Raw genomic sequence first — 21407 nt, forward strand, 5'->3', positions numbered from 1 at the left:
ATCGCTCGCCGGGCTCAACAGATCGGACGTAAGGTCCGAAATCAGAACTACTGGTTCTGGAAGTAGGTGTACTTGCCGTCGTCGCCCTTCTTCCAGGTGTACATGACGTAGTCCGGGCGGGTGATGTCGCCCTTTTCGTTATAGCCGAGTTCGCCGATCGCGGTCTTGAACGGACCCTTGGCCTTGATCGCTTCGGCAACCGCCTGCGCATCGGTCGTGCCGCCAGCCTTCGCAGCTTCGGCGATGACCTGGAGAGCGGCGTAGGAATAGAGCGTGTAGGCTTCCGGTTCGAAGCCGGCAGCGCGGAACTTCTCGACGAGTTCCTTGGAAGCCGGGTTCTTGCGCGGATCCGGCGCGAAGGTCATCAGCGTGCCGTCAACGGCGTCGCCGGCGATCGAGGCCAGTTCGTTCGAAACGATACCGTCACCCGACATCATCGTTGCTTTCAGGCCCTGGTCCTTCATCTGGCGCATGATGAGGCCGGCCTCGGTGTGCAGACCGCCCCAGTAGACGACCGAAACGCCGGCTTCCTTCATCTTGGCGATCAGTGCGGAGAAGTCCTTGTCGCCGATGTTGACACCTTCATAGAGGGCTTCGGTCAGGCCGGCTTCGTTCATCGATTTCTTGGTTTCATCGGCAAGGCCCTGGCCATAGGGGGTCTTGTCGTGAATGACGGCGATCTTCGCGTCCTTGAAGTTGGCAGCGAGGTAAGCGCCGGCAACCGCACCCTGCTGGTCGTCACGGCCGCAGGTGCGGAACGTGTTCCACAGGCCGCGCTCGGTGAACTGAGGGTTGGTCGCAGACGGCGTGATCTCCAGGATGCCGTTTTCGGCATAGACTTCCGATGCCGGGATCGACACACCGGAGTTGAAGTGACCAACGACGAACTTCACACCGTCAGCGACGAACTTGTTGGCGACCGAGATGCCCTGCTTCGGGTCCGAAACGTCGTCGCCGAGCACAAGCTTGATCTGTTCCCCGTTGATACCGCCGGCGGCGTTGATGTCGGCAGCGGCCTGTTCGGCACCTTTCTGGAGCTGCGCACCGAAGGCGGCGTTCGGGCCAGTCAGCGGGCCGGCGACACCAACGAGAATATCAGCCCAGGCGCTGCCGCTGAAGGCGACCATCGCCGTCAGCGCAACGGCCGACAGAAGAGATTTTTTCATTCTTGTTACTCCCAAATATCCGAGCGGGTCTCGTTACCAACCTGCGCAATGCCCACCATAGTTGCGCCGGTGTTTCCTTCGCACCGGCCGCGGCGGACCGGCGCGCGCTGTTCCCTTTATTTGGTCTTCCAGGAGAAGGGTGAAGCCTTCTCGTAGAGCCAGTAGTAGATTTTGGTCATTTGCTTGGTCCGATAGTACCGGAAAGCTACGGCAGCAAACAACAAAAGCACGATCGTGTCCACGATATAGTATTGCAGGCTGAACATCGTGCCGGCGAAGAGGGCGTGATGGATGAAACGGATCGCCAGCCCGAGCAACGCAACGTAGAGCAACAGGCGTGGCATGCCTTCCCAGCTTTCGGCCACGCTCTTGCCCGTGCGCCAGGCGGTCCAGCCGCCAAGCACGCAGCTTATGAAAAGAAACTGCCAGATCGACGCTTCTTCGTAGAGAATTCCCTGCATGTCACTTGCTCCAGATGCGGCCGATCAATGACGGCCGCCTTCGAGATAGGCCGCGCGCACTTCCGGATTGGCGAGCAGATCCCTGCCGCTGCCGCTCATCGTCACCCGTCCGTTGACCATCACATAGCCGCGGTCCGAAAGCTTGAGCGCACCGAAGGCGTTCTGCTCGACGAGGAAGACGGTCAGGCCTTCCTCCTTGTTGAGTTTCTTGATCGCTTCGAAGATGCCCTTGACGATCAGCGGCGCGAGACCGAGCGACGGCTCGTCGAGAAGCAACAGCTTCGGCCGGGCCATCAGCGCGCGGCCGATCGACAGCATCTGCTGCTCGCCGCCGGAAAGGGTGCCACCGCGCTGCGTCTGGCGCTCCTTGAGCCGGGGAAAGAGCCTGAAGATCTTTTCCACGTCCTCGTCGAAATGCTTCAGGTTGTCGAGGCTCGCCCCCATCTGCAGGTTTTCGAAAACCGTCATGCGCGGGAAGATGCGGCGGCCTTCCGGCGACTGGGCAATCCTCATACGCGCGATTTCGTGGGTCGGCAGGCGCGTGATGTCATGGCCGTCGAACATCACCGTGCCGGTGCGCGCCTGCGGGCTGCCGCAGATCGTCATCATCAATGTCGACTTGCCGGCGCCGTTGGCACCGATCAGCGAAACGATTTCTCCGCGATGGACCTCGACATCGACGCCGCTCAGCGCCCGAATGTTGCCGTAGTAGGTTTCGACGGCTTTCACTTGCAGCAGCGGCGCAGTCATTGCTTGGTGCCTCCCTGCCCGCCTTCGATTTCCTCGATTTGTTCGATCACCTGTTCAACCTCTTCATCCTCGACACCCAGATAGGCCGCGATGACCCTTGGATCGTTCTTCACGAAATCCGGGGTGCCGTCGGAGATCTTCTGCCCATATTCGAGCACGACGACATGGTCCGATATCTCCATGACCACGGACATGTCATGCTCGATCAGCAGGATGGAGGTGCCGGTGTCGCTGCGGATGCCCTGCAACAGTTCATTGAGGGCATGCGATTCGCGCGGATTGAGGCCAGCCGCAGGCTCATCGAGGCACAGCAACTCCGGTCCCGTGCACATGGCACGAGCAATCTCCAACCGCCGCTGCGCGCCGTAGGGCAAGTCCCCGGCCGGGTCGTCTGCCCGGTCGATCAGCGATGCCTTTTCGAGCCAATGCTTGGCGAGTTCAGTCGCCTCCCTGGAGGCCTGCCGGTAGGCAGGAAATCCAAGGAGCCCGAGCACGGTATAGCCCGACGCCAGCATCAGCTTGTTGTGCTGCGCGACCAGCAGGTTCTCGAGCACGGTCATGCCGGAGAACATCCGGATGTTCTGGAACGTACGCGCCACCTTTGCATGTTTGGTGATCTCGAAGTCCGGCAGCCGCTCGAGGAGATACTCCTTGCCGGACTTCTGCTTCATCGTGATCATGCCCATCGTCGGCTTGTAGAAGCCGGTGACGCAGTTGAACACCGTGGTCTTGCCCGCTCCGTTCGGGCCAATCAGCGCGGTTATGTCGCCGCGATAGGCTTCGAACGAGAAGTCGTTGATGGCCATGAGACCGCCGAAGCGCATCGACAGGTGCTCAACCTTGAGAATGGGGTCTTTTGTCATTGTCGTTGTCTCGCGGGCCATCAGCCGTGCCCTTCTTTGGTGAAGCTGCCGGAGACTGCCTTGCGTTCGCGCAGGAAGGCTGTCGGTTCGCGCGATCCGACAAAGCCGCGCGGCTTCCAGACCATGACGACGACCATGGCCAGGCCAAAGATCAGCATGCGGTAGAGTTCAGGGGTGAAGTCCTCTCCGAAGATGGTCTTCAGGAAGGAAAGTTCGCGCAGGATTTCGGTGCCGCCGATCATCACCACCGCGGCGACTGCGATACCGGTGAGCGAGCCCATGCCACCGAGAACCACGATGGCCAGAATGACCGCCGATTCCAGGAAGACGAAGGATTCGGGCGACACGAAGCCCTGGCGCACCGCGAAGAACGAGCCGGCGATACCGCCGAACATCGCACCCGTCGCAAAGGCGGTGAGCTTGGTCGTCACGGTATTGATACCGAGCGAGCGGCAGGCGATCTCGTCCTCGCGCAGCGCTTCCCAGGCGCGGCCGATCGGCATGCGGCGCAGCCGGATCGTGACGAAGGCCGTCAGCAGGCAAAGGCCGAGGATCAGATAAAACAGGAAGATCTTGTAGTAGGCCGACGATATCGGCAGGCCCATCAGTGCCGCGAAACCGTCCTTCGAGGCATCAAACTTGATGCCGAAAAGAGTTGCCTTGGCGATGCCGGATACGCCGAACGTACCCTTGGTCACTTCGGTCCAGTTGATCAGCACAAGTCGGATGATTTCACCGAAGGCAAGCGTCACGATCGCCAGATAGTCACCGCGCAGACGCAGCACCGGGAAGCCGAGGATTGTGCCCCAGCACGCGGAGAGGATGCCGGCGACCGGCAAGAGGACCCAGAAAGACAGGCCGAAATAGGTCGACAACAGAGCGTAGGAGTAGGCGCCGACCGCATAAAAGGCGACATAACCCAGGTCCAGAAGACCGGCCAGACCGACCACGATGTTCAGGCCCCAGGCCAGCATCACGTAGATGAGGATCTGGATACCGAAGTTGTCGACCCACTTCAGCGAGCCCTGGACGCCGAAGATCGTGACGATGATCGGCGGATAGACGAGCAGGAACGCAATCGCGATCTTCGAGAAGTTGCGGCTGAAGAAGGTTTCCTCCTTCGCCACGTCCTCGGCTTCGGCCTTGGCGGCCTTGCGGCGGGCCAGTGCCGGCTGGACATAGGCAACCATCACGAACCGGCCGACAGCCGCAACGATCACGAAGATCGCCAGCAGCCCCCAGCGTTGATTGAGGATCAGTTCGTTGCGGATGTTCTGGTCGGACTTGAGACCGACGAACAGCACGAAAAGACCGAGGGAGATCAGGCCCGCGAAGACAGCCTCGCGCAGGGCCCGCGCCGTCACGTCAGTGCCGGCGCTTGCAGTTGTAGAAGCAATGTTTGCCATGGAATTATACCTTCTCGACTTCCGGTCGTCCGAGAATGCCAGACGGCTTGAAGATCAGGACGATGGCGAGAATGGAGAAGGTCGCGACGTCCTTGTAGTCGATGGTGAAATAGGCCGACCAGAGGGACTCGATGAGCCCGATCAACAGTCCGCCGAGAACAGCGCCCGGCAGCGATCCGATGCCGCCGAGAACGGCCGCGGTGAACGCCTTGACGCCAGGGACGAAACCGTCGGTGAAGACGACGACGCCATAGTACATCAGATACATCGTGCCGGCGACGGCGGCGAGCGCCGCACCCATGATGAAGGTCACCGAGATGGTGCGATCGACGTCGACGCCGAGCAGGGCCGCCATCTTGCGATCCTGTTCGGTTGCACGCTGCGCACGTCCGAGTGGCGTCTTGTTGACGATGTACCAGAAGATCGAAAGCAGGATCGCCGTGATGATGATGATGATGATCTGCTTCAGCGAAATGGTAATGCCGAAGACGTCATAGACCGAGGAAACGAGCGGCGGGATCGGCTTGTTGCGCGGGCCCTGTGTCACCTGGATGAAGTTCGACAGCGCGATCGACATACCGATCGCCGTGATCAGTGGCGCAAGACGGAACGAACCGCGCAGCGGCCGGTAGGCCACCTTCTCGATCGTCCAGTTCCAGAGCCCTGCGGTCAGCATGCCGACGATCATCATCAGCAGCAGCGCAAGTACAACCGGGACGCCCCCGATGAATGTTGTGAGAATCAGAAAGACAATCAATGCGGCGAAACCGCCAAGCATGAAGATATCGCCGTGGGCGAAGTTAATCATGCCAATGATGCCATAGACCATGGTATAACCAATAGCGATCATACCATAAATAGACCCAAGAGTCAGCCCGTTGACGAGCTGCTGGACGAAATACTCCATCAATCTTCCCCTGGACCAGATCCTTAAAGGTCCGGTCTCTTGTTTTTTGAGCTCATTGTTGAGCGCTGTGTTTGGTCGATTCCATACCTCTTTCAAACGAAAAGGAAAGCTAAAAAACGCGGGATCGGCAAAATCTTCATCGATAAAATCGATTTGGCGCTTTTAAAGCCAGAAAAATCAAATTTTCCGCAGCTTTCGCCCGCGAAATCATCAACTTTAGTCGTAAATCCCCGAGGGGTCCGCTTGCCGGTATGGTCACCAAATGGCCAGACCGGCGCACTGCTTCGCTGCTCAGGTGCGCATCCGTTGCCCATTTGCATCGAACAAGGGATTCGGCTGCGGACGTGCCGGCAAGATCTCGCCGAGCAGTTCGATCGACCAGCCATCGCTGCGATCGGCGATCTCCTTCGGCACGTAGCCCATGGCCACCGAGACACCGCTCGTGTGTGCGTAGCCACCCGATGTCACCCACCCGCGCACGACGCCGTCGAGATAGATCGGCTCGTCGCCGATGACGTCGGCATCCCTAGCTTCGACGACGAAGGTCCTCAGGCGCAGCGCGCCACCATCCGCCTTCTCCTTCATTGCCGCCGCCTTGCCGATAAAGTCCGCACCCTTACCTGTCGCAACGAAGCGGCCGAGACCGGCCTCGACCGGGCCATAAAGCGGGCGGTACTCGCGCGCCCAGCTACCGAAGGATTTCTCGACGCGCAGCGCATTCAGCGCCCTGAGGCCGAACAACCGGATCCCGGACGCTGCCCCCTTCTCCATCAGCAGCTCGAAGAGATAGCGCTGGTACTCGGGCTTCATCCATATCTCGTAGCCGAGATCACCCGTGTAGCTGACACGGCCGACGATGGCGGGTGCCATCCCGAGGTCCATCCGCCGGATGTCCATGAACGGGAACGCCGTATCAGAAACGTCGAGGTGGGTGAGGCCCGCAAGCACGTCACGCGCCTTGGGCCCAGCGATCGACAGGCCCACCAATTCCAGCTTCAAGGCCTTCAGCGAAACTGACCCATCCTCGGGCAGATGCGCCTCGAACCAGCGCATGTGGTAATCCTCGGCGATGCCCGAGCCGATCAACAGGAAATCTTCCTCCCCGAGCTTTGCCAGCGTGAAGTCGCCGATCAGCTTGCCGTCGTCCTTCAGCATCGGCGCCAGCGTCATGCGCCCCACCGCAGGGATGCGGCAGGCGAGCAACCGGTCGAGCCAGGCTTCGGCGCCCTTGCCGGTGATCGCATATTTGGCAAAGCCCGAGGTTTCCATCAGGCCGACGCCCTCGCGCACGGCACGGGCTTCCGCGCCCACCGTCTCGAAATCCGTCGAGCGCCGCCAGGAGAAGGCGTCCTTCACGCCTTCGGGCGCGAACCACAACGGCGTTTCGAGACCGTAGGAGGCGCCGAAGACGGCACCTGCCGCCTTGAGCTGGTCGTAGATCGGCGTCGTCAGCAGCGGCCGCGCACCCGGCAGTTCCTCGTTCGGATAGCGGATCGAGAAGCGGCGCGAATAGTTTTCGCGCACCTTGGCATTGGTATAGGCAAGCGTCGCGAAATCGCCGTAACGGGAAACGTCCATGGCAAAGACGTCGAAGCCGGGGTCGCCATGGATCATCCAGTTGGCAAGCGCCAGTCCGACGCCGCCGCCCTGACTGAAACCGGCCATGACGGCGCAGGCCGACCAGAAGTTCCTGAGGCCCCGCACCGGACCGACCAGCGGGTTGCCATCAGGCGAGAAGGTGAAGGGACCGTTGATGATCTTCTTGATGCCGGCCCTGTTGAAGGCCGGGAAGTGCCGGAAGCCCACTTCGAGCTCCGGCGAAATGCGGTCGATGTCCTCGGCCAGCAGTTCGTGGCCGAAGTCCCAGGGTGTCGAGATCGGCGACCACGGGCGGCAGGCCTTCTCATAGGTGCCCATCAGCATGCCGTTGCGCTCCTGGCGCAGATAGATTTCGCCGTCGAAATCGACGCAATGCATCAGTTCCTTGCCGCGCGTCTGGTTGAACTCGATCACCTCGAGCATGTCCTCGGTGATGAGATACATGTGCTCCATGGCGAGCACGGGCAGTTCGAGGCCGACCATGCGGCCGACTTCGCGCGCCCAGAGCCCGGCAGCATTGACAACGTGCTCGGCGATGATTTCGCCCTGGTTGGTGATCACCCGCCAGGAGCCATCCTCGCGCTGCACCAGGTCCTCGACCTTGGTGTGCAGGTAGATCTCGGCCCCATTCTTCTTGGCCGATTTGGCATAGGCGTGCGTCGTGCCATAGGGATCGAGATGCCCCTCGACCGGATCGAAGACCGCGCCGACGAACTGGTCAGGATCGAGCAACGGCATCAGGTCGTGCGCTTCCTTCGGCGTCAGCAGCTCGGCCTCGAGCCCCATGTAGCGGCCCTTGGCAAGAATCGACTTCATCCAGTCGAAGCGCTCCTTGGTGGCTGCAAGCATCATGCCCGACGTCATGTGCAGGCCGACATCCTGGCCGGAGAATTCCTCAATCTCCTTATAGAGCTCGACCGTATATTTCTGCAGCTTGGCGACGTTCGGGTCGCCGTTGATCGTGTGCATGCCGCCGGCCGCATGCCAGGTCGAGCCGGACGTGAGCTCCGATCGTTCGAGCAGGACAGCATCGGTCCAACCGAACTTCGTCAGGTGATAGAGCACCGAGCAACCGACGACACCGCCTCCGATAACGACGACCTTGGCATGGCTTTTCATGCGTACACTCCGTCTTCCCATGCTCCTGCCGGAGGCATGGCCAAATTGTCAGGAAGAAAATCAAGCACGGCGACCGCTTGCCTTCGGGACAAAGGCACAGGCGGCGAGTGATGGCAGCCTAGTCAGAAAGGCGGCGCCGATAAAGACACGGCTGCGAAGGACGCTTGTCCATTTCCGCCGTTTGCTGGCGGATCGGCGACCCATTTGCGGCATTTCATGCCGCATTTGTTTTCGGCCTCTCGAAAGAGACCGTTCAGTCTGAGAAGGCGGCTGTGAGATCGAACGCCTGTCCCATCCGCATCAGGTCATCGAAGAGCGATTCCGCATAGCTTCGCGGCACGATCAGTTCAAAAGTATCCTCGTCCGTCCGGGCGATATTGACCGGGACGTGGCCGCACAGGACGTTGGCAGCGCCGCCAAGCGAAAAGGTCGCGGGATGAAGATCGACACCGATACCCTTGGCAAGGATGCTGCGCACGTTCGAGCCGGCGAGCCGGAAGACCACACGCCCATCGCTTTGGTCGACGACATAGGCGCGGCTGTCGCACAGCTCTTCCAGGCGACGCACGAGCCCGCTCGGCGCCTCCACTTCGGAGACCACCAGCCATTCCCCGGGGCCTGAAAAACGTAGCGAGAGCTCGGGCACCGAAGCAATCGCCTGCCGCACAGCCTCCTCCTGCCCGGCACGGGCAAGAACCGTCGCCACCGTACGCCAGTGGCCGACCAACAGGTGATCGGCGGCTGCGGGTGTCGGCGCAGAGCGCAGTTTCTGTTCCAGTGCATGGCGGTTGTTATAGTCGCGAACCATCACCGCCTCCTCAGGCCTTCAGTTTCATGTTTTGCGGATCGACGAAGACCGGATCGCAGACCTCGGCCACGATCTCCTGATCGCGCAGCTTGTCAAAAACGATGACCTTCTCGCCGTAGCGCTCGCGTCCCGACTTCAGGAAGGCGAGCGCAATCGCGTGCCCGAGCACGGGCGAGAACCCGGCCGAGCTTACCCAGCCCTGATCGTTGAGCGTCGAAGGCTTCGTTCCTTCCTTCAGCAGATGGGCGCCGGCGCGTATGTCCTTGTCGGTATCGACGGGCTTCAGCCCGACGAGCTGCATGCGATCGGCCGCCGTCAACCCGTAGCGCGTCGACAGCCGCTTGCCGACGAAGTCGGCTTTCTGCATCGACAGCATCCGGCCGAGCCCGGCGTCGTCGGGTGTCACGCGGCCATCGAATTCGGCATGCGTCAGCAGTCCCTTTTCCAGCCGCAGCACGTTGAGCGCCTCGACGCCATAGGCACAGATATCGTGGGGTCGGCCGGCCTCCATGATCTGGTCCGCCACCGCTTCACCGTAACCGGCCGGTACCGCCAGTTCGAAGGCCAGCTCCCCGGAGAAGGAGATGCGGAAGATCCGTGCGGACACGCCATTTTTCAGAACGATCTTCCGGGCCGATAGGAAGGGAAATGCGCCGTCGGAAATGTCGCCGTCGACAATCTGCTGCAACACCGCGCGGGCCTTCGGGCCGGCAATCGCCATCTGCGCCCATTGATCGCTCGAGGAGGTGAAGCGGACTTCGAGCTCCGGCCAGAGCGCCTGGGCGCAATATTCCATGTGCGCCATGACCGGGCCGGCCATCGCCGTCGTCGTCGTCACGAAGAAATGGGCCTCGTCGAACCGGCTCACCGTGCCGTCGTCGAAAACGAACCCGTCCTCGCGCAGCATCAGCCCGTAGCGCGCCTTGCCGACCGGAAGCTTCAGGACCGGGTTGCAGTAGAGCCGGTTGAGGAACTCCGCGGCGTCAGGGCCGAAAACTTCGATCTTGCCGAGCGTCGAGACGTCGCAGAGGCCGACATTGGCTCGCACGTTCAGTACTTCGCGATCGACGCTTTCGCGCCAGGACTTCTCGCCGGCACGCGGGAACCAGGCAGAGCGATGCCAGAGCCCCGCCTCGACGAAGGTCGCACCGTTCTTCATCGCCCAGCCATGCAGCGGCGACTTTCGTGCCGGCGCCGCATGCTGGTCGCGAGCCATTCCGGCAAGCGCACCAAAGGAAACCGGTGTGTAGAACGGCCGGAACGTCGTGGTGCCGACTTCGGCCGGACCGACGCCGCGCATGCCGGCAAGAATGCCGACGGCGTTGATGTTGGAAAGCTTGCCCTGATCGGTCGCCATGCCGTTGGTCGTATAGCGCTTGGCATGCTCCACATGGCCGAAGCCTTCGCGAAGCGCGAGACCAAGATCCTTCGCGTGCACATCGTTCTGGAAATCGACGAAGGCCTTCGACTTGGCGCCCGGCACATACCAGAGCGCCGTGAAGGAAGAGGCTTCTTCACCATCGACAACCGGCATCGTTGCCGCGATGGAGGTGAAACCGAGATCCGCCGCAATCGCTGCGGCCTTTGCTGCACCATCAGACAGGCAGGCGGCCAGCTTATAGATACCGTTGGCAGCGCCGACGGGACGCAGACCACCGCCGACATCGGGGGCAGCGAATGCCTTCAAGTCCTCCGACCAGACCGGTCTTGCGCCACGCTGGCAGGCAAGATGCACGACCGGGCTCCAGCCGCCGGACATGCCGAGCGCATCGCAGGCGATCAGTTCCTCGAAGCCGGAGCGCTCGACGACGATACCCTTGAGGCGCTGTCTTCCCTTGGTATCGACGATCGAGGCCGAACGGATGACCCTGATACCATCGGGCGCCTGATCGCCCGCTTCCGCCCTGGCGTCGACGATCGCTGTGATCGCTATTCCCTTCGCAGAAAGTGCCCGCGCCGTGCGATAGCCGCCGCTGCCGCTGGTGAAGATCGCGACCGCCTTGCCGGCGGCCACGCCGTAGCGTTCGGCATAGGTGGTCATGGCACCGGCCATCATCACGCCAGGGCGATCATTGCCGCCGAAGACCAGCGGGCGTTCCTCGGCACCGGTTGCCATCAGCGCGCGCTTGGCAACGATGCGCCAGACGCGTTCGCTCACAAGCTTCGACGACGGCTCGGCGACGTGCTTCTGCACGCGTTCGACCGCGCCGAAGACGTTATCGTCGTACCAGCCGAAAACCGTGGTGCGCGAAAGCAGCGTGACGTTGGGCAGTGATTGCAGTTCCGCGACCGTGCGGTCGGCGAAGATGGAAGCCGGTGCGCCGTCGATCGTCTCTCCGGTGGAAAGCAGCGAACCGCCGAGCCGGAAATCCTCGTCCGCGACGATAACGCGGAGGCCGGCGCGGCCGGCCGTCAGCGCGGCCATCAGACCGGACGGACCGGCACCGACAACGAGCAGGTCGCAGAAGGCCCAGGATTTCTCATAGGTCTCGGGATCGCGCTCCAGCACGGCCCGGCCGAGGCCGGCGGCGCTCCGGATGAAGGGCTCGTAGACCCGCTCCCAGAACTGCTTCGGCCACATGAAGGTCTTGTAGTAGAAGCCGGCCCCGAGGAAGGGTGACAGCAAGCCGTTGACGGCTCCGACATCGAAGCCGAGCGACGGCCAGCGGTTCTGGCTTTTGGCCGTCAATCCGCCGTAGAGTTCAGCGACGGTCGCCTTGGTGTTCGCATCGGTACGGGCACCGGAGCCGATGGTGACGAGCGCGTTCGGCTCGGAAGGGCCGGCGCTGACGATGCCGCGCGGCCGATGGTACTTGAAGCTGCGGCCGACAAGCAGCTTGTCGTTGGCAAGCAGCGCCGAGGCGAGCGTATCGCCGGCAAAGCCGCGCAATGGACTGCCGTCGAAGGTGAAGCTCAGGGTTTTGCTGCGATCGACGAGGCCGCCGGAGGATAGACGATAGCCGGTCATTGCTCCGCCCTCCGCACAAACTCGGCGGCATCGACGACGGAATAGACCGCGTGTGTGGCCGTATCACGCTCGACGACAAGGAAGCGGCGACAGCCGGCGACGTGATGCCAATGCTCCAGGGTGCGCCCGCGCGGATTGGCGCGCACATACACATAGTCGTGCCAGGCTTCGTCCGTATCCATCGGCTCCGGGCGACCGCGTGAGGCGTCGCCGCGGATCGTAAATTCTTCCTTCGGTCGGACCCCGCAATGCGGGCAGGTAATCAGGCTTGCCATCGTCGTCCATGTCCTGAAGCCGCGCTTCGGCTTCCTGTTCATTTCATGCGGGGCCGGGCTCCGGCCGCGTGCTGTCAGTGAAGGTTGGGCTGCGGGCCGGCACCGGCCTCGTCGACGGCATAGCCGCGGGCGAAGCGATCCAGCCTGAGGGCACGCGCCACTGGATGGGTATCGTTCTTGGCGATCAGGTGGGCGAAACAGTAACCGGAGGCGGGCGTCGCCTTGAAGCCGCCATAGCACCAGCCGCAATTGAGGTAGAGGTTGTCGATCGAGGTGCGATCGATGATCGGCGAACCGTCCATGCTCATGTCCATGACGCCGCCCCAGGCGCGCAGCACCCGAACGCGTGACAGGCCGGGGATCATCGTCACCCCCTCCTCCATCACGTGTTCCGCCGTCGCGAGATTGCCGCGCTGGGCGTAAGAAGAATAGCCATCGATCTCGGCTCCGAAGACGAGGCCGCCCTTGTCCGACTGCGAGATGTAGAAGTGGCCGCCGCCATAGACGATCACGTGGTCGATGCAGGGCTTCAGCCCCTCGGTCACGAAGGCCTGAAGCACATGGCTTTCGAGCGGCAGCTTGAGGTCCGCCATTTCGCCGACGCGAGAGGTATTGCCGGCCGCAGCCAGCGCCAGCTTGCCGCAGCCGATGAAGCCCTTGGTGGTCTCGACGCCCATGACGACACCGTTTTCACGGCGGATGCCGGTGACTTCGCAATGTTCGATGATGTCGACGCCATGCTGGTCGGCACCGCGCGCATAGCCCCAGGCGACCGCATCGTGCCTCGCCGTGCCGGCGCGCCGTTGCAGCAGTCCACCGAGGATCGGATATCGCGCGTGATCGTAGTTGAGGAAGGGGATCATCTTCTTCAACTGTTCACGCTCGATGAGTTCGGCCGCCACCCCCTCCATCCACATCGCGTTGCCGCGCCGGACATAGGCGTCGCGCTGGCCGTCGCTGTGGTAAAGCATGATGACGCCGCGCTGCGAGAGCATCACATTGTAGTTGAGGTCCTGCTCCAGCCCTTCCCAGAGCTTCATCGAAAACTCGTAGAAAGGCTCGTTGCCGGGCAACATGTAGTTGGAGCGCACGATCGTCGTGTTGCGGCCGACATTGCCGGAACCGAGATAGCTCTTCTCCAGCACCGCGACGTTCTTCACGCCGAATTCCTTGGCGAGGTAATAGGCGGTCGAAAGACCATGCCCGCCACCACCGACGATGATGACGTCATAGTGCGGTTTCGGCTGCGGCTGGCGCCATTGCGGCTTCCAATTCAGGTTTCCGGAAAGGGCGTTCCTGACGAGCGAGAAGGCGGAATAACGCATGAAGGCATCCAGTTCAGTTGCGTCGGCACATTTGCACAGCCGTGAGGCGGAAGCAAAGACGCAAGCCTGTCGCAGATGCAAAAAACCATTCGCCGGCTCAGCAGGCGTCCTGCTGCCGGGCGGAACGGATCGATGTTAGTCTTGAGTAGAATGCACCTACCGCCAAAAGCATTAGGTACCTTCCCGTTCTCAATATGCTATGGGCTTGATGACAGACGGAAAGTTGGGGCGAATGCTGGAAATACTGCAACAATCGGCGATATCAGCGGGTCGGGCCATTCTCGACATCTATAACGCCGGCCCGGAAGTCACCTACAAGCCGGACTGTTCGCCGGTCACCGACGCCGATGCCTGCGCCGAGCGCATCATCCTGGCGGACCTCGCCCGCGCCTTTCCGGACGTTCCTGTTGTTGCCGAAGAGGCGGTCGCCGCCGGCTTCGTGCCTGACATCGCCGGAAAATCCTTCTTCCTTGTCGATCCTCTCGATGGCACGAAGGAATTCATCGGCCGGCATGACGACTTTACCGTCAACATCGCATTGATCGAAAACGGCGCGCCCGTGGCCGGCGTCGTCTATGCACCAGCGCTCGGCATCCTCTATGCGGCGAACCACGGCAAGGCCGTGAAGGCGGTCATCGACGAGACCTTCCGCCTCGACCATGAGACGATCATTGGTTGCCGCAGCTGCGGCGATCGCATGGTGGGTCTGGCGAGCCGTTCGCACAACAGCGCCGAGACCTTGGCCTACCTCACCGAGCACGGCATAGCCGACTACACAGCGGTCGGTTCGTCCCTGAAATTCTGTCTTCTCGCCGAAGGGCTCGCCGACGTCTATCCGCGCTTCAGCCGCACGATGGAATGGGATACGGCCGCGGGCGATGCCATCCTTCGGGCAGCCGGCGGCGAAACGCTGACGATGGACGGTGCGCCGCTCACCTACGGCAAGCGCAATCAGAAGGACGACAGCGATTTCGCCAACCCCTGGTTCGTTTCCCGCGGCAAGCCGTAGCCGCCTTTCGGCCGAGCCGGCGCCTACGCCTCGCCCTTCTGCGTCCCAGCGGCGATCAATTGGCCAATGGTCCTTTCATTGAAAGGTTTGTCGATCCGCGGAATGTGCCTGAGATAAACTGGGAAAAGCTCCACATCCCCATATCCGCTCGTAAAACCGAACGGCAGGCCGCGGGCAAGCATGACGTCGGCTACGCCGAAGCTCGTGTGATCGCCGAGATTGGCATCGAGAATCGCAAAATCAAAGGTCTGCAGGGCCAGAAGCTCCATCGCCTGGTCCGCATTTGTGGCGATCGTGACCTGCGGGATCCCGAGCGAAGCCAGGATCTCCTCGGCATCCATGGCGATGATGAAATTATCCTCTATGACGAGAACGGTCCGGATAAGCGGAGAAACGTCAGGCATTCCCATGCACTCCATCTTTCACTTGGGGCAAAGCTGCCCCGTTCGTCTCCGCGCCTCGTTGGAATGGTGAAGTGGTCGAGACCTTTTCCTGTGACGCGAATCGGGGCGGAGAACCTTCACGCGTTCTGGGGTGCGCGGCTGCGCGGACACGCCGAGCTTAAGTCTGCTCGCCCTACCCTGGCATTTAAAAAAGACATGTGGCGGCTGCATATGCGACCGGAACAACCGCCCCGCCGCAGCGTTCAACACAAGCGGCCGCCCCCCTGCCGCATTCGCTCGACGTTTTCAAAGACAGAACTGGAGCAGGAGAATGAAACAGACAGCTGCCGTGCTGAAGCCCAAGGTCAGGGACGAGGAATTCGATATCGGCCTGACCAAGGCCTACCGCCAACAGATGGCCGCAGCGCTTTCCGATATCCTGGCCGACACCTACAAGCTGGTGATCAAGAGCCACATCTACCACTGGAATGTGGTTGGCCCGCTCTTCAAGCCGCTGCACGAACTGACCGAAGAGCACTACAACGCGTTGTTCAAGGCGACCGACATCATCGCCGAACGCATCCGTGCGCTTGGTCATCCTGCCCCGGCAAAACTTGCCGAAGCCAAGACGTTCGCGCCCAGTGCGGACTCGGTCAATCACACGACAGCGGCCGAAATGGTGGCAGACCTGATTGCCGATCACGAAGCGGCTGCACGCCGCATGCGCGAGGCCGGCACCAAGGCTGATGACAACGGCGACCTCGTCACGACAGACATGCTGACCGAACGCCTCGACTTCCATGAAAAGGCACTATGGATGCTGCGCGCGATCATCGCCGCCTGATCCGATCGGAGCATGGCATCGATGCGGCGACGTGCGCCGCATCGGAAAGGAAAGCATAAGACGCCTTTCGACGGCATGTCAGATGAAGGGCCGCTTGGGTTCATTGAGCCCTTCCCAGCCAGAGATCGCAAGCAGTCCGTCGATATCGCGGACATTGCAGCCCTTGTCCGCCCAGCGGATCAGGTCGCGCTCGGCCAGCTTCTTCAACGTCTTGTTGGTATGGACGATCGAAAGACCCAGCGTATCGGCCACATGCTGCTGGGTGACCGGAATGGCCACGCGACTGCCGCTGAAAAGATCGAGCGCCTTTGCGCGCTGGTAGAGAAAGGCAAGCAGGTAGGCGGCCCGCTCCAGCGCCGAGCGGCGGCCGATGCTCAAGAGGTTCTCATCCAGAATGCGCTCCTCGCGTGCTGCTATCCAGGTAAGGTCATAGGCGAGCTCGGGATAGTTGGCGAACAGGCGGCTCAGCTTGCCGCGTTCGAAAACGCACAGCGTGACGGGCGACAGCGCTTCGATCGAATGCTGCATCTCGCCCATCAGGCTGCCTTGCAGGCCGATCAGGTCGCCCGGCATCACATAATTCAGGATCTGGCGGCGCCCGTCATCGAGCATCTTGTAGCGAAAGCCCCAGCCGGAAAGCACCGTGAAGAGGTGGGCGCTATGCGCACCTTCGACGAGGATGGTTGCGCCGCCATCGACCGCGAGTTCACCGGTCTTGAATTGCGAAACGAAGGCTAGCTCCTCGTTCGTAAAGGCGCGGAAATGATCGAGCTTGCGCAAGGGACAGCTTTCACAAGGCGTGCGTTTTTCGTTTCGAGTTGCCGTTCCGTTCATCGTTCCATCCGCGAAAATGTCTTCGGCCGGGTGTTCAATACAAAACTGCAAGTAGCGCCCGTGCTATCAGGGACAAGGGACGCCATTGAAAACACATGGTTTTCAGGAGCATCTCGCCAAGACGTCAATGGACAGGCGGTCTTTGGCGCCCTATCTCTTGCACGCGATCCCGCCACAGGAGTTCCGTCATGTCGCATCCTGCCTTCGCCACCAACAATCTTGCCGTTATCACCGGCGCCGCTTCCGGCATCGGTCTGGCCGCCGCCCGCCACTTCGCCTCGCTCGGCATGCGCGTCGTGCTCGCCGACCTTGCGGGCGAGAAACTGGAGAAGGCAGCAGCCGAAGTCGCGGCGCTCGCGACCGCGGGCACGGCGTCCGTCGCAGCGATCGCGACCGACGTATCTCGCATCGACCAGATCGAAGCTCTCGAACGCACGGCGCGCGAGCGGTTCGGCGACGTTCACGTGCTGATGAACAACGCCGGTATCCAGCCCGGCAGCGCGATCCTCGGACCCTTGGTCGCCTGGGAGGCAACTCTCGGCGTCAATCTCTGGAGCGTGATCAACGGGTCTCGCGTCTTCGCGTCCGCAATGATCGCTCACGGCAAGCCGGCCGTCATCATCAACACCGGCTCGAAGCAGGGCATCACCACACCGCCCGGTGACCCCGCCTATAATGTCTCCAAGGCAGGCGTGAAGGTCTTCACCGAGGCGCTCGAACATGAGCTGCGCAACACGACGGGAAGCCAGGTTCACGCTCACCTGCTGATCCCCGGCTTCGTCTACACCGGGATGACGGGTGGTGGCCGCACGGAAAAGCCCGCCGGCGCCTGGACCTCGGAACAGACGGTCGAGTTCATGATGGAGAGCCTGGCACGCGGCGACTTCTACATCCTTTGCCCGGACAACGACGTGCCGCGCGCAACCGATGAGCGCCGCATCCTCTGGGCTGCCGGCGACATCGTCGAGAACCGGCCGCCGCTATCGCGCTGGCATCCGAAATATGCCGACGCCTTCAAGGCGTTCCTGGAGAAGAACCGCGACTGATCTCTGCTGCACAATTCCTTAGATCGGCATCGATTTAAGGGTGAAAATATGCAGCTTTAAAGCGGTACAGCGTCCTTAGCGCGTCTTGAAAGACGCGCGGCGCTGTAGCCCGTAAACACAGCGTTCTCGCCAGCGCTTCTGGCGCCGGCGCGACGCTTCGTGTTTTGTGAGGCAAATCAATGAGGAAATGACAATGACGAGCGGCATCCACCACATCACCCTGATTGCCCGGAAGGTCCAGGCGAACGTCGATTTCTATGTCGGCTTCCTGGGGCTGAGACTCGTCAAAAGGACCGGCGGCTACGAGGATGCCAACCAGTTGCACCTCTTCTACGGTGATGCCGAGGGATCGCCCGGGTCGCTCGTCACCTTCCTGATGTGGGAGGATGGCGGACGCGGCCGGGTGGGTCACAGCCAGCCGAGCGAGATCGCCTTCGCCATTCGGCCGGAGAGCATCGGCTTCTGGCTGACCCGCGCGCTGCAATTCAACATCGCGACATCAGGGCCGTCGCAGGAGTTCGGCGAACCCGTGCTGCGCCTCAAGGATCCGGATGGCGTCATCGTCAAGCTCGTCGGCACTGAGGCAGTCTCGGCCACGGCCCCCTGGAGCGCGCGCGATATTTCGGAGGAAGATGCGATCCGTCGCCTGCGCGGCGCGACGATCCTCACCGAAAAACCGGAAGAATCCGTTCGCTTCCTGAAAACCCATTTCGGCTACAGCGAAACGGCCTCCAACGACACGATCCGTCGCCTGACGTCCACCTCTGGCGACGTCATCGACGTACGCGATGCGACCGGCTTCTGGACGTCGGCGCCCGGAACTGGAACGATCGACCACATTGCCTTTCGTGCTCCGGATCGCGCCGCCGTGGAACGGGTGCACGGCGACCTGCAACGCGATGGCGCGGGCGCCATCAATGCGCATGACCGCAAATACTTCTATTCTCTCTACGTACGCGAACCCGGCGGCTCACTCTACGAACTGGCAAGCGACGTGCCCGGTTTCATGGTCGACGAGCCGAAGGAAACGCTCGGTACTGAACTCTTCGTGCCTGCGCATTTCAGCACTGCCAGGGAAGAAATGCTGCTCGCCATGCCGCAGTTCGCGCTGCCGGGAGAACCGCGGCTGACCGAACGCGACCTGCCCTTCGTGCATCGCTTCTACCATCCGGAGACGCTTGACGACCGCACCTTCATGCTGCTGCACGGCAGCGGCGCCAATGAGACACAGCTCCTGCACCTGGCCCACCAGGTCGACCGGCAAGCGACACTCGTCGGCATTCGCGGCCGATCGAACGAGGAAGGAACGCCACGCTGGTTCCGCCGCTATTCGCCGACGACCTTCGACCAGAGGGATGTGCGCTCGGAAGCCGAAGCCTTCGCCGCCTTCGTTGAAGGCGCCCGCGATGGCTACCGCATCGACCTCGAGAAAACCGTGTTCATCGGCTACTCCAACGGTGCAAACCTGCTGGTGGCCATGATGCTCCTGCACCCGGGACTTCTTCGCAATGTCGTGCTGATGCGCTCGATGCTCGTGCTCGACGACGTGCCGCCGCCGGATCTCTCGGGCACGAACATCCTGCTGCTGACGGGCCAACATGACAGCTATGGCGAATTCGCGCCGCGCCTGAAGGCGGAGCTTTCCCGCACCGGTGCGAATCTGGCAACGGTCGAACTCGACATGGGGCATGAGATCGGCGCGCCGGATATTGCGGCGATACAGAAGTGGCTGGAAGAAAAGGGGCTCTGAGGGGCCTCAGGGCGTGTCTTGCGCGCGCCTCCGGGAAAGCCAGCCGCTCCCTTTCTCCGTCATGCTCGGGCTTGACCCGAGCATCCACACCCAACACGGGAGGCTCACGGATTTTGGATCCTCGGGTCAAGCCCGAGGATGACTGGAGCGGCCTTGGCACGCCATTGGCAGTCTACCAAGCCCGCTCAGCCGCCGCAAAATCCGCGAACGCCTTGACGAAGGCGGCAAGCCGATCGCGCGCGGCCTCATCCGTCAGCTTGCCCTCGGCATCAAACAACGTATCGGCCTTGGGCAACATCAGCCGCTTGCCCGACCAGAGCTCGGCACCGAGCGTGTGCATGACCGGCAGCCAGGCGTTCTGGCTGAGGATGGTGCCGAAATTGCCGGGCGACGTGCCGGCAAGCGCAAAGGGTCGGCCGCGAAACACCTTGGCGATATCGGCGGACGGCCGGCTCATCCAGTCGATCGCGTTCTTGAACACGCCGGGGATGGAGTTGTTGTATTCGGGCGTGAACAGGATAACGCCATCGGCAGCCATCACCTTGCGCTTGAGCGCTGTCACCGCCTCCGGAACACCGCTCTCGGCCTCGAGATCACCGTCATAAAGCGGAATGCCGTGCAGCGTCGCGGTCTCGAACTCGATCCCTTCAGGCAGGTCTCCGGCTGCCGCCCGCATCAGGCCGGTGTTGAACGATGCCTTGCGCAGGCTGCCGGATATGCCGAGGATTTTTGTCATTGCATCTGATCCCTTCAATCTGCGTGTCGCTCGATGCGTCCGCTTCGAACGCATAACGCTTGTGCCATCATCATGGGTTCGCGCCGATCTTTAAACAGGATCAGTGAGATAAGAAGAAAGAAGCCGGGGAAATCCCCGGCTTCTTCGTCACGTTTATCTGAGTGGCTTCAGGCGCGCCTCGATCTGGGCCCGCTTCGGCTCCAGGAACGGCGGCAGCGACAGGCTCTCGCCGAGCGTCTCCATCGGTTCGTCGACCGCAAAACCGGGACCGTCGGTGGCGATCTCGAAGAGAACGCCGTTCGGCTCACGGAAGTAGAGCGAGCGGAAGTAGAAACGCTCGACCTCGCCGCTCGACGGCAGGTGGAAACCGTTGAGCCGCTCTGTCCATTCCGTTAGCGCCGCATTGTCAGGGGCGCGGAAGGCGACGTGGTGCACGGCGCCGGCACCCTGGCGAGCGATCGGCAACCCCGGCTGGACGGCGACGTGCAGTTCCGCCGCAGGACCGCCCTCGCCCATTATGAACACATGGACCTCGCCCTGGCCGTCCGGCGACGGATAGGTGCGTGCCTCGCTCATGTTCATCACATGCGTCAGGACAAGCTGCGTGTTGGTGATGTCGGGCACGCTGATGGTGATCGGTCCGAGGCCCTTGATCTGGTGCTCGGCCGCAACCAGGCTTTTCTCCCAAGGGTGCGAAGGCTCAAGTCCGCCGTCATCGATCAGCCGGAACCGCTGGCCCTCGCCATCCTCGAAGTCGAGCGAGACGCGGCCATCGATCTCGACGACGTCGCCCGCTGTGACCTTCAGGTCATCGAAGCGATGCTTCCACCATTGCACGCTCGCAGCACTGCCAACCCGAAGGCCCGTGCGCGAGATGCTGTGCGTGCCGCGCCCCTCGGGCCCGACAGGCCAGTCGAAGAAGGTCAGGTCGGTTCCGGGCGTGGCGCGCCCATCGGCATAAAAGAGGTGATAGGCGGTGGTGTCATCCTGGTTGACGGTCTTCTTGACCAGTCGCAGCCCGAGCACCTCGGTATAGAAGTGCAGGTTTTCCGGTGCGTTGGCGGTGATCGCCGTCAGGTGATGGATCCCGGTCAGTTGCAAGCTCATGATTGCCTCCAAAGCGTGGCATTACTGTTGAGCACAATATGGGATGGCGCA

General features: G+C 61.9%; 20 protein-coding genes. 4 read left to right on the top strand and 16 right to left on the bottom strand.

Translation table 11 applies throughout. The features are described 5' to 3' along the window. Positions 1–47 precede the first annotated feature (47 nt). From PWG15_RS14140 to PWG15_RS14195, 12 genes are all read right to left on the bottom strand, one after another. Entirely contained in the window at positions 48–1166 is a 1119-nt protein-coding gene (locus PWG15_RS14140) for a branched-chain amino acid ABC transporter substrate-binding protein (protein ID WP_275020796.1), read from the bottom strand. A 116-nt stretch (positions 1167–1282) separates the two neighbouring features. Beyond that, entirely contained in the window at positions 1283–1627 is a 345-nt protein-coding gene (locus PWG15_RS14145) for a DUF6867 family protein (protein WP_275020798.1), read from the bottom strand. 24 nt (positions 1628–1651) lie between these two features. Next, positions 1652–2377, bottom strand: coding sequence for an ABC transporter ATP-binding protein (locus PWG15_RS14150; protein ID WP_275020800.1), 726 nt, complete (start codon positions 2375–2377; stop codon positions 1652–1654). Continuing rightward, positions 2374–3261 carry an ABC transporter ATP-binding protein gene (locus PWG15_RS14155; RefSeq protein WP_275020802.1) on the bottom strand — a complete coding sequence of 296 codons (888 nt, stop codon included), beginning with the start codon at positions 3259–3261 and terminating at the stop codon, positions 2374–2376. The genes PWG15_RS14150 and PWG15_RS14155 overlap by 4 nt, the downstream gene beginning before the upstream one ends. Continuing rightward, positions 3261–4646, bottom strand: a complete 1386-nt coding sequence (gene livM, locus PWG15_RS14160; protein WP_275020804.1) for a high-affinity branched-chain amino acid ABC transporter permease LivM — start codon at positions 4644–4646, stop codon at positions 3261–3263. The genes PWG15_RS14155 and livM overlap by 1 nt, the downstream gene beginning before the upstream one ends. A gap of 4 nt (positions 4647–4650) precedes the next feature. Then, entirely contained in the window at positions 4651–5553 is a 903-nt protein-coding gene (locus tag PWG15_RS14165) for a branched-chain amino acid ABC transporter permease (RefSeq protein ID WP_275020806.1), read from the bottom strand. 92 nt (positions 5554–5645) lie between these two features. Further along, a complete protein-coding gene (locus tag PWG15_RS14170; RefSeq protein WP_275024486.1) occupies positions 5646–5873 on the bottom strand; it encodes a hypothetical protein in 228 nt (75 codons plus the stop codon). Continuing rightward, on the bottom strand, positions 5845–8271 hold the full coding sequence (locus tag PWG15_RS14175; protein ID WP_275020808.1) for a GcvT family protein: 2427 nt from the start codon (positions 8269–8271) through the stop codon (positions 5845–5847). Before PWG15_RS14175 ends, PWG15_RS14170 begins: the two co-directional genes overlap by 29 nt. A 253-nt stretch (positions 8272–8524) precedes the next feature. Next, positions 8525–9079, bottom strand: a complete 555-nt coding sequence (locus PWG15_RS14180) for a sarcosine oxidase subunit gamma (RefSeq protein WP_275020810.1) — start codon at positions 9077–9079, stop codon at positions 8525–8527. Between the two features lie 10 nt (positions 9080–9089). Then, positions 9090–12047 carry a sarcosine oxidase subunit alpha family protein gene (locus PWG15_RS14185; RefSeq protein WP_275020812.1) on the bottom strand — a complete coding sequence of 986 codons (2958 nt, stop codon included), beginning with the start codon at positions 12045–12047 and terminating at the stop codon, positions 9090–9092. Then, positions 12044–12322 carry a sarcosine oxidase subunit delta gene (locus PWG15_RS14190; RefSeq protein WP_275020814.1) on the bottom strand — a complete coding sequence of 93 codons (279 nt, stop codon included), beginning with the start codon at positions 12320–12322 and terminating at the stop codon, positions 12044–12046. The genes PWG15_RS14185 and PWG15_RS14190 overlap by 4 nt, the downstream gene beginning before the upstream one ends. 74 nt (positions 12323–12396) lie before the next feature. Next, on the bottom strand, positions 12397–13647 hold the full coding sequence (locus tag PWG15_RS14195) for a sarcosine oxidase subunit beta family protein (protein ID WP_275020816.1): 1251 nt from the start codon (positions 13645–13647) through the stop codon (positions 12397–12399). 232 nt (positions 13648–13879) lie between these two features. Here PWG15_RS14195 and cysQ point away from each other — a divergent pair, with 232 nt between their 5' ends. Next, positions 13880–14656: a 3'(2'),5'-bisphosphate nucleotidase CysQ gene (gene cysQ, locus PWG15_RS14200; RefSeq protein ID WP_275020818.1), complete on the top strand. Its 777-nt coding sequence runs from the start codon at positions 13880–13882 to the stop codon at positions 14654–14656. A 23-nt stretch (positions 14657–14679) separates the two neighbouring features. Here cysQ and PWG15_RS14205 read toward each other — a convergent pair whose 3' ends face one another. Further along, a complete protein-coding gene (locus tag PWG15_RS14205; RefSeq protein WP_275020819.1) occupies positions 14680–15066 on the bottom strand; it encodes a response regulator in 387 nt (128 codons plus the stop codon). 304 nt (positions 15067–15370) lie between these two features. Between PWG15_RS14205 and PWG15_RS14210 the strand changes: the two genes are divergently transcribed. After that, the gene (locus tag PWG15_RS14210; protein ID WP_275020821.1) at positions 15371–15883 is read left to right on the top strand and encodes a Dps family protein; all 513 of its coding nucleotides are present in this window, start codon (positions 15371–15373) and stop codon (positions 15881–15883) included. Positions 15884–15961: 78 nt separating this feature from the next. On the opposite strand, the gene PWG15_RS14215 is transcribed toward PWG15_RS14210, so the two are convergent. Beyond that, a complete protein-coding gene (locus PWG15_RS14215; RefSeq protein ID WP_275020823.1) occupies positions 15962–16717 on the bottom strand; it encodes a Crp/Fnr family transcriptional regulator in 756 nt (251 codons plus the stop codon). Positions 16718–16905: 188 nt separating this feature from the next. Between PWG15_RS14215 and PWG15_RS14220 the strand changes: the two genes are divergently transcribed. Beyond that, positions 16906–17763: an SDR family NAD(P)-dependent oxidoreductase gene (locus tag PWG15_RS14220; protein WP_275020825.1), complete on the top strand. Its 858-nt coding sequence runs from the start codon at positions 16906–16908 to the stop codon at positions 17761–17763. A gap of 193 nt (positions 17764–17956) precedes the next feature. After that, positions 17957–19513: a VOC family protein gene (locus PWG15_RS14225; protein WP_275020827.1), complete on the top strand. Its 1557-nt coding sequence runs from the start codon at positions 17957–17959 to the stop codon at positions 19511–19513. A gap of 172 nt (positions 19514–19685) precedes the next feature. On the opposite strand, the gene PWG15_RS14230 is transcribed toward PWG15_RS14225, so the two are convergent. Continuing rightward, positions 19686–20249, bottom strand: a complete 564-nt coding sequence (locus tag PWG15_RS14230; RefSeq protein WP_275020829.1) for an NADPH-dependent FMN reductase — start codon at positions 20247–20249, stop codon at positions 19686–19688. 153 nt (positions 20250–20402) lie between these two features. Beyond that, a complete protein-coding gene (locus PWG15_RS14235; protein WP_275020831.1) occupies positions 20403–21356 on the bottom strand; it encodes a ring-cleaving dioxygenase in 954 nt (317 codons plus the stop codon). Positions 21357–21407 lie beyond the last annotated feature (51 nt).

Origin of the sequence: Ensifer adhaerens (genome assembly GCF_028993555.1) — a bacterium.
GTDB classification, from domain to species: Bacteria; Pseudomonadota; Alphaproteobacteria; order Rhizobiales; family Rhizobiaceae; genus Ensifer; species Ensifer adhaerens_I.